General features: G+C 45.8%; 10 protein-coding genes. All 10 read right to left on the minus strand.

Annotated features, from left to right (window positions below):
- Positions 1–88 precede the first annotated feature (88 nt).
- The 10 genes from CPIN_RS26135 to CPIN_RS38730 all read right to left on the minus strand — a co-directional run bounded on the left by CPIN_RS26135 (position 89) and on the right by CPIN_RS38730 (position 13,469).
- Positions 89–1,579: a calcineurin-like phosphoesterase C-terminal domain-containing protein gene (locus CPIN_RS26135; RefSeq protein ID WP_012792874.1), complete on the minus strand. Its 1,491-nt coding sequence runs from the start codon at positions 1,577–1,579 to the stop codon at positions 89–91.
- 15 nt (positions 1,580–1,594) lie between these two features.
- The gene (locus tag CPIN_RS26140; RefSeq protein WP_012792875.1) at positions 1,595–3,109 is read right to left on the minus strand and encodes a DUF5689 domain-containing protein; all 1,515 of its coding nucleotides are present in this window, start codon (positions 3,107–3,109) and stop codon (positions 1,595–1,597) included.
- 26 nt (positions 3,110–3,135) lie between these two features.
- Positions 3,136–4,638, minus strand: coding sequence for a SusD/RagB family nutrient-binding outer membrane lipoprotein (locus CPIN_RS26145; protein ID WP_012792876.1), 1,503 nt, complete (start codon positions 4,636–4,638; stop codon positions 3,136–3,138).
- 11 nt (positions 4,639–4,649) lie between these two features.
- Complete coding sequence (locus CPIN_RS26150) at positions 4,650–8,141, minus strand: SusC/RagA family TonB-linked outer membrane protein (RefSeq protein ID WP_012792877.1); 3,492 nt, start codon at positions 8,139–8,141, stop codon at positions 4,650–4,652.
- Between the two features lie 55 nt (positions 8,142–8,196).
- Complete coding sequence (locus CPIN_RS26155; protein ID WP_012792878.1) at positions 8,197–9,195, minus strand: FecR family protein; 999 nt, start codon at positions 9,193–9,195, stop codon at positions 8,197–8,199.
- Between the two features lie 81 nt (positions 9,196–9,276).
- On the minus strand, positions 9,277–9,819 hold the full coding sequence (locus CPIN_RS37070; RefSeq protein ID WP_012792879.1) for a sigma-70 family RNA polymerase sigma factor: 543 nt from the start codon (positions 9,817–9,819) through the stop codon (positions 9,277–9,279).
- Between the two features lie 380 nt (positions 9,820–10,199).
- Positions 10,200–11,222 carry an MlaD family protein gene (locus CPIN_RS26165; protein ID WP_012792880.1) on the minus strand — a complete coding sequence of 341 codons (1,023 nt, stop codon included), beginning with the start codon at positions 11,220–11,222 and terminating at the stop codon, positions 10,200–10,202.
- 3 nt (positions 11,223–11,225) lie between these two features.
- A complete protein-coding gene (locus CPIN_RS26170) occupies positions 11,226–11,999 on the minus strand; it encodes an ABC transporter ATP-binding protein (protein WP_044219753.1) in 774 nt (257 codons plus the stop codon).
- Between the two features lies 1 nt (position 12,000).
- Complete coding sequence (locus CPIN_RS26175) at positions 12,001–12,795, minus strand: MlaE family ABC transporter permease (RefSeq protein ID WP_012792882.1); 795 nt, start codon at positions 12,793–12,795, stop codon at positions 12,001–12,003.
- A gap of 305 nt (positions 12,796–13,100) precedes the next feature.
- On the minus strand, positions 13,101–13,469 hold the full coding sequence (locus tag CPIN_RS38730) for a D-arabinono-1,4-lactone oxidase (RefSeq protein ID WP_012792883.1): 369 nt from the start codon (positions 13,467–13,469) through the stop codon (positions 13,101–13,103).

Raw genomic sequence — 13,469 nt, forward strand, 5'->3', positions numbered from 1 at the left:
AATATAGATTATTAACTTAATATCTTATAACAGAAAAAGGCAAGTCATTTTCATGACCTGCCTTTTCTGAAAAATTGAGACGTTGTTATCAGATGCTTTCTTCGTAAATATTACCGAACCTGTCGGTCGCCTTCACCGTGATCTTTTTAGCATCAGGAGAAGGTTTTGCGAAGAACATGTGATCATTGAGAGTAGGCTCCACGAACTTGTGCTTCTTAGGCAACTGTGGTCCGAGATAGAGTTCCACAGCCCACGGGTCGTAGGCTACGCGGTGCTCCATAGGGCCTTTTAATAGGCCGTCCTCATACCATTCTACTTTCCACTTGCTATCCCAGTTCCATACGTTAGCAGAGATTTCATCGGGCGATTCTTTTACTTTTCCTTTCGGATAGATACGGAGCTGTGTTTCTTTTGGCAAACCGGTTGATTTATAATACCATTTGATATCAGTACCGTCTACCTCATACACGCCGTAACCGCTTGGCGTACCATCGCCACAGATAGGACCCGTCCACCAGGCGCCACATACGGTACCATGGTTGTGCTCCATAATGTCTCCTTCTTCCCAGTTATCATTGAAGTGCGTATGTCCGCTCATGATATGCACCTTATAAGGAGCCAGCATCTTATACAGCTGCTTTCTGTTCGCTACTGTACCGCCGCCTACTTCTTCCGGTTTACCATTTCTTCTCTGCTGTCCGGTAAAGGTCGGAATATGTGTACTCAATACGATGGTGCTGCCTGGTTTTACATGCGCCAAATCCTGATCCAGCCATTGTAACTGATTTTCAGTAATATAGCCGATATAGTTTTTCGCAGCGCCCAGGAAGAATACGTCATCCAGAACGATGTAATGGATGTCTCCCCTGTTGTAAGAATAATAGGTTGGTCCGAACTGTTTCTTGAACGTGTTGGAGGAACCATCATCTGTACGGGCTTCATTGTCCATATCATGATTACCGATCACATTAAAGAAAGGAATACCGGTTTTACCCACCGCTTCTTTATAATCTGCAAACAGTTCAAATTCATCCCATACCAGGTCCCCACAGCCGATACCATGGATCAGCAGGTCCTTCGGATAAGATTTCACCAGCGCCTGCAGGTCAGGCACTGACTGACTCATTAACAACTCCACATCTTTCTTCGATTTCATCTGCGGATCGGCCCACACAACAAAAGCATGTTTACGGTCATCCACCTTCAGTTTCTCCAGGCTGAAGTCGTTTTTGATAACAGGATTACCCTTGCTCAGTGGCCTGAAGAAGTTGGCAATTCCCTTTTCTTCCGGGAATGCATATCCTGATGGTACGCTGATATATACGAATTCAGCTGTGCCGTTGCTCTGCAGCACATAGTCGCCGTTTTTGTCCGTCAGCACGATATTGATACCGTCAGTTACCGGTACACCGGAGATCCCCTTGCCGTTGCTCTGTACCCTTCCCTTTAATGTAACGTTGGAAAGATCGATGTTTCCTCTTCCGAATAATGGCTTTGCGTTCAGCATTACCGAAGGCACCGTCAGCAGTGAACCGGTAATACCAAGATTCTTTAAGAATTTTCTTCTGTTAAGCGTCATAACTGTTTAGTCTGTTTATTTGAGAACTGTAGCTCCTTCTCCTTCGATATCTGATAATGGAGAGCTCTTGGTCAGCAGTCTGTTGTTCTGCGCCCTTGCTCTTACCCATTTACCCAGCGCCGGATTGTACACACCTCCCAGCATATTGAAATAACCCAGGTCAGCCGTGTTGTACACCAGACTCAGGGTATTGGACCCTTGTCTGTAGAATGGCTGCTGTGCCATCGTAATCGGGTTCACGATATCATAAAAATCTGTACTGGCAATACGGTATCCTTTGTTGCCGGAGTAGAGACTACCACCGGTAGCAATAAAGATCACATCCACCGGCGTAGAGCTGGCAGTAACCGCAGAATCTTTGAAGACCGCCACACCGGATGCGTTACCACTGTTGGCAAACAGACCGCCTGTTTTCAGACCAAATCCGTCACCGTCATTCTTGGTATAGTCGAATGCCCTGATCCAGTTAGAGCTGCTTATATTGGTAGAACCGGAACCATTGATCAGTTTACCGGCGCCCCCCACATAGAAGAAAGTGCCCTTCTTCGCAGTACCTGTACTCAGACTGAATTTATAGGTACGCATGTTACCGGTGGCCCATCCGTTAGAAGGATAGCCGGTTGGCGTCGAGGCATTGGCGTTATTGGTTACGACTACTGCATACGGCGTTTGTGCAAAATCAATGTCGGTCGTCGCCATCAGCTGCACATATTCGTAGTTACCATCACCACCGGCCACATCGCTCATGAAACCAGTAATCAGTACCGGCGCTACCTGGATCTGTGAACTCAGTTCCCTTACATCGCTGCCGGTACGCACCCTGAACTGTGGGATCAGCTGTCCTTCTTTCACTTCCGAATTGAAGGCAATCCCGAAATAGTTGGCGTTCACAAAAGCAGCATTGTTTGCAAATGCAGCACCTGCTTCTGTATGCAGGATAATATCACCAAAACCATCGTTCAGTGTCTTATCCCCTGCCAAAACATCCGTTGGCTGCGGAAGCGGATCAAAAGTACCTTTCACGATTACTGACAACACACTCTCGTATGCATCCGGATTGGTCTGCATCTGACCGATCGTCACACGGTTGATGGGAATCACATTATCAGACGATACCTTCTGGATATCGCCCTTGCTAACGCCTTTGATCTCCAGGATACCGTTCACTCTCGACAGGGTCTTCCCGTCAATGTGGATGATCACGGAATCACCAGGTACAAAAGACGTTGCATCTGCTCCTAAAGGAATGGAAATACCACGCAGTGTCGACAGGCGACGGGCATCCTGCACCACCAGCAGTCCCTCCGGCAGGTTACCGCCGGAATGGTCAGATACAACCATTGCAGCCAGACTATGACCACCTTTCAGATTGTCATTGTTCAGTACCAGGTCCTGACCTCTGTACAGGTTTCTTACGTCAAATATGGCGACATAAGGACTTATCTGTGCGCCTGGATAAGTCTCCTTTTCACATCCCCATGAAGAGATGAGTGAGGATAATAAGAAAGTATAGATGAATATCTTTTTCATGACAGTATTTTGGTATGAAATATCAATTATGGTTTTTGCCACCAAACCTGGGTAGAGATCTGATCTGCCCCCTGTCTGGCAACTGCCAGTTTATAATTTGTCGGATTAGTGGATTGTACATATACAGGATAAGTCATCCTTGCAGGCATCACACCCCCGTTTTTCAGTCCCGCGCCTTTAGGCAGGATCGGGTGACCGGTACGACGGTATTCAAACCACTGCTGCATATCTGTCAGGAACAGCGCATAATATTTCTGCTTGTGGATCCTTTCCATTTTATCATCGAATGACAACTTTTCATCCCACTCGATATCTGCCGCTGTCAGGAAATCCTTGATAGGGACAGTCCAGTTAGGCAGCCACAACGTGATACTGTTCTGCGCACCATCATTGTAATAGGTTTCAGCAGAACCGGTGATCCATCCCCTGATCGCACATTCTGCCAGTATGAACTTCAGTTCCGCATAGTTCATCATCATACCCGTCATTGGCTCTGTCATCAGTGATACCGCAGAAGTATTGGAGTAGAAGTAGCATTTCTTTACCGGGTTCTCACCTGGTGCATAACCACTCGGAATACCCTGGTAAGAACCGGAGTACGGCGCAATACCCCATCTGTTGATACTGCTGGTACCATAGGTAGGAATATCGATACGCGGGTCATTCCAGGAACTCAGGTTGTCAATGAAATAGCTGGCAATACCAGGCGCTCTGAAGTCCTGTTCTCTTACACCGATGTAAGGAGAACTCAGCGGGCCCACACCCGTCCATCTCAGGATAGCTGATTCCGCATTGCTGGCCATAATCGGATAAGTCTCCACCACTTTCTTAATTCTGGCCTTACAGAATTCCGTCATTTCGGGCTTACCGGATACCCTCAGCAGTAAACGTAAATACAGTGAGTTACCAAACTTACGCCAGTTAGCGACAGCGCCGCCATACACAGGATCGCTGTTGGCACTGATAGCCGTACCTGCAGATAACCAGGTATTTGCAGAATCCAGTTTATCGAAGATGTCCATATAGATATCCTTCTGTGCATCAAAAGCCGGCTCATAGATAGCGCTGTCTCTTGCTTCGTTGGATTGAGAATATGGAATGTCTCCGTAGGTATCTGTCAGTATGGAATAGATCCATGACTGACAGATAACAGAAATACCTTTATAAGACTTGTTGAAGGTCAGCTGCTGATTAGCCACCTTGTACATATCCTTAAAGTTGGTCAGTTCAGAATACAGGCCATTATACAGGTAATCAGCCCAGGTGGCACGATAATCATATCTGAATACTTTACCTTCTGCATCACTCGCATCCACTGTCACCTGCATCAGTTCATTGTTGAAGTTACGGTTACGCAGCATGTTGTAGCCTAGCGTACCTACCAGTGCAGGCGCCATCAGCTGTTCCGGTAATGCGGTAGGTGTACCGTTCGGGTCAGTATTGATCTCTGTAAAGTCTTTCGTACAGGATGAGAAAAGCAGGCTACCCATCAATACGACAGCGGAGAATTTATATATAACTTTCTTCATTGCTTTTAAGATTAAAGTACGAGTACCAGGTTACAGCCAAATGAGCGGGTAGAAGGGAACTGGCCCACTTCAAAGCCCTGTACGATATCAGTGCCGGTGATGGTACCGAATTCAGGATCGAATATTGGCCATGGAGACCAGATGAACAGGTTACGGCCGTATACGCCAAATGTTGCACGCTGAAAACCGATACGTTTTGCCACCTTTGGATTGAGGGTGTAGTCAAGACGCGCTTCTCTGAATTTGATGAAGTCAGTACGGAAAGTGCTACCCTCTGCGTTATCCACCCCATAATGAGAACGATAGTATTCATCGATATCTGTAGCGATTACGTCATTCTTGCGGAACTTGCCATCGCCTTCCTGTACGACACCATTACCAATGATACCATTGTAACGGCCAGGCAGCGTATTGGTCGTTTTACCTTGCTCTGCCAGTTTGTAATGCGTCAGGGAGTGTGCAACCGCGCCATATTGACCATCGAACTGTATACCCAGATGGAATTGTTTGAAAATAAAATCGTTGGTGAAGCCCAATTTGAATTTAGGGATCGTGTTACCCAAGTATTTTACACCTTCAGTGAGCAATGCTACACCGGTTGTTTTATCATAGATCACCTGTCCGTCAGGAGCACGCTGATAACCACGCCCATACAGATCTCCCATGCTACCGCCTACCTGCGCTACAATCTGGCCACCGCCAACATAACCGGTTTTCAATACCACAGAACTGTCTACCAGCTTCTCAATCCTGTTGCGGTTAGAAGAGAATACGATATTGGTATTCCATCTGAAACCATTCTTGGTGGAAACGGGCGTACCATTCAGCGCCAGCTCAATACCCTTATTGCTTACCTCACCGGCATTTACCAGAACCTGGTTGTAACCCGAAGCACGGTCTACGATACGGTACAGGTGCTGGTCTTTGGACATGCCTCTGTATAATGCCAGGTCAAATCCGATACGGTTATTGAAGAACTTACCTGCTGCACCTACTTCATAGGAAATAGTCCTGAGTGGTCGCAGATTCGGATTAGCTAGTACGGCTGGATTTTCCAAACCACCACTATACAGACTACCCGCAGATGGATAAGTATAAGCGGTCAGGTAAGGTGTAGTACCACCACTACCCACACCGGATGCAGAGAACCTTACTTTCGCATAGTTTACGGCAGCAGGTAATTTGAAATACTCAGAAGGAACGAAACTCAGGTTAGCAGAAGGATAAAAGAACGCGGCGTTACCAGTACGTGCAGGCGTAGCCAATGTGCTTGCCCAGTCCTGACGGGCGGTAAAGTCCACAAACAGGTACTCTTTATAGGCCAACGCCAGCAAACCATATGCACTGTTGAATTTATAACCGGACGTGTATGGCATTGTTACCAGCGGACCGGCAGCATTCGCCATACTATAGATACCGGGATAGATCAGGGAGTCAGCACGTACCTCATCTTTTCTGTAGTTGTTTCTCAGGGTGCTTCCCCCTGCCGTTACTGACAGCTCAAGATCTTTGGCAATCTTACCATTGTATCTCACCAGGAAGTCAGTGCTGGACTCCATACCGAAGATATTCTGTGTACGGAAGCTACCACGCTGGAACTTGGCACCAGCATCGTAAGGACGTTTCTGTTCACGATGTTCGTTGGCAAAGTCAATAGAGGTTCTTACCTGTACACTCAATCCTTTTACGATATTATATGTCGCCTGTACATTACCGGTAATACCATTACGGTTGGTGGAGTTCAGGAACTCATAAGAAACCGCATATGGGTTCTCCGGAAAGGAACTGAAAGGATATTTGATCTGTTTTCCCTCCTGACCATTTGTCCAGTAGTTTTTCAGCCAGTCAAGATCCGCATTGGGCTGCCAGAAGATAAACCAGTACATCAGTGACTGGTTGCCATACCCGGCTCCCGGCAGGTTATCGCTGAATTTATTCGTGTAGTTGATCTTGGAAGATATCTGCAGTTTATCGTTCACTTTTGAATTCACAGACATCGCCACCGTATTACGGCCATAGCCTGTATTCGGTACGACCCATGAATTCTTCACATTGGTAAAAGAGAAACGCGCAGTAGTTTTATCAGTACCACCATCCAGGCTCACAGAGTTAGTGTAAGTCTGACCAGTCTGGAAGAATTTCTGTATCTGATCAGGATGTGCCACCCATGGCGTTCTCTCCTTACCCTGTGTCTGTGTCACAGGATCATACTGGAAGAATTTCTGTCCTTCGAAACGTGGACCATAAGCAGAGCTGGTACCACTGGTGCTGGCGCCGTCAGCAGATGCACCGTAAGAATAATAAGCGGCGCCATCCAGGCCCTGTCCATACTCATATTGGAGAGAAGGCCAACGGTTAACCTGTTCGAAAGCAGCATTTGAGTTAACGGTCACACCCAGTCCTTTTCTCTTCGGACTACCTGATTTGGTCGTGATGATCAATGCACCATTCGCACCACGCTGACCATACAATGCAGCAGCACCAGGGCCTTTCAGTACGGTAACAGACTCAATATCTTCAGGATTGATGTCGTTCAGACCACTACCATAGTCAGCCGGCAGGTTGTCACTGGCAGTACCATATGGCGATTCGCCACTGTTTGCAGTACGACGACCACTGCTCTGGTTGATCACCACACCATCTACTACAATGAGTGCTTCGTTATCTCCATTCAGGTTATTTTCGCCACGCAGGATAATCTTGTTGGAACCAGTAGGACCCGCATTCGATCTCACGAGATTCAGACCCGCTACTTTACCGGACAATGCATCGGTCCAGTTATTTGATACCGCATCGGTCAGCTGTTCGTTTTTTACAACAGTAGTAGCATAACCCAGGGCTTTCTCATCACGTTTAATACCCAGTGCTGTAGTAATCTCCACTTCTTTCAGCGCTTTTGCATCCGGTAACAGCTGTACGTTCAGCGTCTGGGTTTCTTTTACCGGTATAGTACGGATGCTATAACCCATAAAAGAGAATACCAGGGATGTGCCGGGAGACGGAACAGCGATGGTATAAAATCCATCTTTATTGGTAATGGTACCTCTGGCGCCATTTTTCGGACGAACATTCACACCGATCAGAATTTCACCTCTTTCATCGGTTACTTTACCACGGATAACGATATCCGGTTGTCTGCGCATGATAACAATTGTGTTACCATTACGTACAAATTCGTATTCGGTAGCACGCAGTGCCCCTCTCAATATTTCAGTTACAGTAGCGCCTTTCAGGTTTACCGACACGCGCACAGCGGTATTTATTTCGTCTTCACTGTGATTCACGACGAAAGAAGTGTTCCTCTCAATAAACTGAAATACATCTTTCAGTGGCTGTGCCTCAATGGAGATGTCCAGCTTCTGTTCGCCTGTTTGCGCATAAACAGCAGGCATAAATGCAGTAAAGAATAACAGTACCAGCAGCCCCGCATTCCTGATGATCCCTTTCAGTTGCGGACAGCAATTCCCTAGCGGGCCTCCCCGCTTATTTGTACTTTTGTCCATTCATTTAAAATTTAGCTTTTGTACCGAATTTTTTCGATCCCTTAATGGGTGGTTGTTATTGTATTAATATTAGGTTGTCTGTAATAGTATAATCGATGTTACCCATGAGCTTCAACTGCTGCATGATGTTCTGAATACTGTTGTTTCTGAATGTTGCTGTAAATCTGCGTTTCAGCAATGTTGAATCTCTTACTTCAAAGCGTACTGCATATTTATGTTGCAGTACCTGTAATACGTCCTGTAAAGCGGCGTCATGGAAATTAAACTCTCCTCTTATCCACGCAGTGGTGGCTGAAACATCGATATCGTGTTTGGTAATTGTCCCTTCGTATTTATCTGTTATTGATCCATTGCCGGCATTGAGTTCAAGCCATGGTCCTGTCTTTAACAGGCTTTCAAGTGCGACCCTTCCACTGTTCACAGAGATGGAGGCGCGTGTTTCTTCCTTATAATCTCTTACAGAGAATGAGGTACCCAGTACCCGCACTCTCATTTGTTGTGTTTTTACGACGAACGGATGCGCTGCATCTTTTGCGATATCAAAATAGGCCTCCCCTTCCTTCAATACGACCATACGCTCAGCGCCTTCGAAGTTCTCCGGATATAACAATTCACTACCGCCATTGATAACGATACGCGTACCGTCTTTCAGCATCAGGGTAGCATGATTGCCATCTGCTACTTTCATGACCTGGTAACGTTTGGCTGTCTGTCCGCTTTTTTTTACAAAAAGACCGGTCTGTTTTCTCAGCAGGAAAGTACTTCCCATTACGAGTACCAGGATAGCGGCATACTTGCTCACTTTTCTCCAGCCACCCAGGAATACTACTTTGCCTGGTTTTACGGTTTGTTTCAGGCGAGCCAGCGCAGCGGCTACTTCTTCATCCGGTAACTGGTGATCTCCTTTCTGTAAATAAGCATCCACGGGAAATAAAGCCGTCTGCTCCTCTTCTGAGAGAGCGTCAAGCAAGTGCTGTAATTCCTCTTTTTGTGCGGAGGTTAATTTACCAGTTCTGAAATCTTCCAATCTTTTCCGGATATCCTGCAGGTCCATTTAGCTGACTTTGTTTATTGTGTTTATAATAAGAACAGCAAAACAAACAGGTCACCGTCAGCAATCAAGGTTAAGGAATTGTTACCAAAGAAAAAGAAAACTGGCAAGGCGGGTACGCAGGGTACGAAGCACTCTTCCGATATAGCGCTCCACGGTTTTTTCAGATACGCCTTCCTGCAGGGCGATCTCTTTGTAAGTAAGACCTTCCTCGCGGTTCAGGAGATAGAAACGGCGGGCGGAGGCTTCCTGTGTATTAATGGTATGGTCGATAATCTGCTGCTGCTCTTTTATTTCCATGTAGTTAGCGGCGGCACTTGTTTCAATATATACAGTGGCGTAGGCGTCCTGTTGTTTCTTTTCTTTCAGCATACCTTTCAGGTGATCCAGGAAACAGTTACGTGCGATGATCAGAATATATCTCAGCATCTCTTCACCGTCTTCCGGCAGTAAATCCAGCTTCTGCCAGACCTTCAGGTAAGCCTCCTGTGCAAGGTCAAGGGCCAGCTCTTTATCACTGCTGATTTTTTCCAGGTATGCGACGGTATTAGCGTAGGTCTCTTTGAATAACCTATCAAAATACATCTCAGGGTCAGATGAAGGACTATGTTTACTATTAATTCGCATCTTTATTTAACCTGGTGTTTACGAACAAAATTACACCGCCATTGTAAAGGTAATGTTAAGTCTGTCTGAACAATATCCAGCAAACATTGTGTAGAGACCTCCTAAGAACATGATATTCACTGACAATAGCGTGGTAAGCTGTACGTGTTAATTTTCAGGCCGCAAATTAGAGCGCGAATGTTAAGTTTGGATTAAGTAATTGTTAACTTAAATGGATATTTTCTACCGGACATTTTTTGTCCTGAAACACAGGGCGCTATCAATGAAAGAACCCGTGCAAACCTGACGGCTGCACGGGTCTATATTATAGTGATAATATAACTCTGAACTCTTAACTCTGAACTCTTAATTCCTAATTCTTAATTCCTAATTCCTAATTCCTACTGCTGCTTCTGCGCATTCTTGATACTATCTTTCCTCGCCTTCTCTTCTCTCTTTGCTTTCTTCTTAAAGAATCCTCTCAGCAGGAAATTGTGCTGCGCCGCTTCCAGGTCCTCGTCTAGTTTCGCAGTACTTACATTCAGGTTCCTGAGTGTTTGTCTCAGGTCTTCCCCTGACTGCTGATCATTCAGCAACACTCCGACCGGCGACTTCGCATCATTCAGGTTGTCATTAAGACTACGTGTTGTACTCTTCAAATTTTCCACCACTACATTCGCATTACCTGCCACGTCTTTCATCTGGGCTACAGCAGCACGGAGATTGTTGAATACAGTAGTATCCGTTACCAGATCATTGGTCAGTGAACCTTTCTTACGTAGACTGGATGCATAGTCCGCCAGCCCCTGGGTAAGGCGTTCCGTATTAGCCGCTGCTTTTTCAAACGTGGCGACTGTCTGCGACAGATTATTATAAAGGGACTCATCGGTCATTAACTTACCAACAGAGCCTTCTCCGTTAACTATGCGTTTGCTGAGTGTGCTCAGATCGCCGGTGATCAGCAGGAGCTTCTTGTTATTCTCCTGGAGGGTAGTCATGATTTCATCAGGGCTGATGTTCACCGCTACCTTCAGCTGATCGCCATCCTGGATAGCCGGAACGTTCTCAGAACCACCGGATAAAGCAATGATCTTATTACCTACCAGACCATCAGAACCTACCTTCGCCAATACGTCTTTATGTATGAACTGTGCTGATTTCTCTTCAATGTTCAGATCAACCCTGATCTTATTATGCTCTATAAACGTGATCTTTTTTACGGTACCTACCTTTACACCTGAATACCAGATGTTGTTACCGGTCTGCACCCCTCCGATATCACTGAAGGTAGCACTGACATGTATCGCGCTTACAAAAGCCTTTTTTTGTCCTCCAAGTGTAAGTACGCCTGCTATAACAATAAGCAAACCTAGAGTGATAAAAATGCCTACTATTACCGCGCGTCTGTTGCTTGTTTCTTTCATATCTTACTGTATAAAATTATAGTCATAAAATTCATTGATGAGTTCATCCTTGGTGCTGAATACCTCATCAAAAGTGCCTTGTTTCACAAACTTTCCTTCTTTCATTACCACGATCTTATCGCCTACATCTTTGGCGCAGGTAAGGTCATGCGTGATAATGATGGAACTTGTATGGAAACGGCGTTGTACTTCGTTGATCAGATTATTGATTTCGGTGCAGGTAATTGGATCAAGACCTGCTGTGGGTTCATCATACAACATAATATCCGGGCGCAGGATCAGGGTACGGGCAATGCCGATACGCTTACGCTGGCCACCGGAGAGTTCAGAGGGCATCTGGTCGATTGTCTTTAAAAGACCGACTGCCTCCAGGGTAACATTGACACTCTTTCTCACCTGCTCATTACTGATACCCGGGGTGTTCCGCTTCAGGGGAAATGCCAGGTTTTCACCAACAGTCATACTATCATAGAGCGCGCCATTCTGAAAACAGAACCCCACTTTCAGGCGGAGTTCCCGCAGATCAACCGTGCCCAGTTTATCGACTTCCTTACCCAGTACATTGACATTACCGGAGTCCGGTTTCAGCAAACCTGCAATGATCTTGATCAATACAGACTTTCCCGTACCGGAGCGGCCCAATACCACCACGTTTTCACCCTTGTGTACATTTATGTCAATACCGCGTAACACATGATTGGTCCCAAATGACTTGTAAAGGTCATGGATATCAATCACCTTCTCGTCCATATTTATTTCCGGCGTAAATGACTTCATATTATCGGATAGAATTGGCAATTTGAACAATAAAGATCTCTTCAATAAATATCAGGAACATGGAGATAACCACCGAAATGTTCGCTGCTTTACCTACACCCTGTGTACCCTGGGTAGCATGGTATCCCTGATAACAGCTTACCACTCCGATCGTAAAGCCGAAAACAACCGCCTTCACGCCCGTTGTGATAAAATCAAGGAAATATATATTCTTGAATGCCTCCTGGAAAAAACTGGTAAAAGAAGTCTGCTCGTTCAGGTGAATATCCAGGAAAGACCCCAGTAAACCTACCAGTCCGGTATAACCGACGAGGATGGGAATGGATATGGTCGTCGCCATGACCCTGGTCGTAACCAGAAACTTGAACGGGTTAATCGCAGATACTTCCATCGCGTCTATCTGTTCGGTTACACGCATGGATGCCAGTTCCGCACCAATACTGGAACCTACCTTACCGGCACAGATCAGGGCCGTTACCAATGGCGCCAGTGCCCTGATGACAGCAATAGCGATCAGGGAAGGTAACCAGGAAGTAGCACCAAATTCGGACAGGGAAGGTCTGGATTGTTTCGTAAATACGAGACCGGTAATGAAGCCGGTCATAGTGATCAGCGCCAGAGACTTATAGCCAACCTGGTAACACTGACGGATAACCTCGCGTATTTCAACAGGTCGCTTAAAGGCTTCCTTAAAGATTCTGCCGATGAATAAAACGATGTTAAAGATGTCTTTAAAAAACCCATCAATACCTTTCGATATGAGTGGTTTCTCCGGCTGTTCGATATTTGAGTCCATTCTCTGTGTTTAAGAATTTGCGAAGATAAGTCGCCTGATATTCATTACTAAATACAATTTTAGTTCTCGTTTGTTAAATCAGCGCCTATTGCATTGCAAATCAAAAGTAAAATTCCAAGATACGGACTTATCCGCAATGGGATTGCATATATTAGTATTTAATAATAAAAAATTAAATGCAGGTGTATTTGAAAGATTCGTAATGTCCGGAAACATGTAGTCAAAGTTGCACAAAACGGTTTGCATTGTGCAACTTTGACTACGACCATAAAAGCATTCTCCATGAGGTAACTGGCCCATCTCTCTCAGCTGAGCGCATCTATTCCCCAGCTTTTCATAATGTCATTACTGAAAATACCCGCCGTGGCAGGGTCGATTATTTTGGATCTGGCTATAAGGAACTTATCAAGACTATCTCCGTACATACGACGCAAGCGTTCCGGTGTGATAGAAGACATTTTCCCCCAATGGAAGCTAAAAGGGACATGCAGCTGATCCAGCTTGTCCCACACAGCGTCATAAAACCGCTGCGTCTCCCTGGACAAGACCGCATCCAGTTCCATTACACAGGTCACCGGGGCAAATCTTGTAAATGCCATGGTCGTACGGGAAGACTTGACAAACCGGAATGCAAACATTCCTACGAAGGGCCCTGCCGCCTGGTTCACCTCCAT

It is taken from the genome of Chitinophaga pinensis DSM 2588, assembly GCF_000024005.1.
GTDB lineage: Bacteria > Bacteroidota > Bacteroidia > Chitinophagales > Chitinophagaceae > Chitinophaga > Chitinophaga pinensis.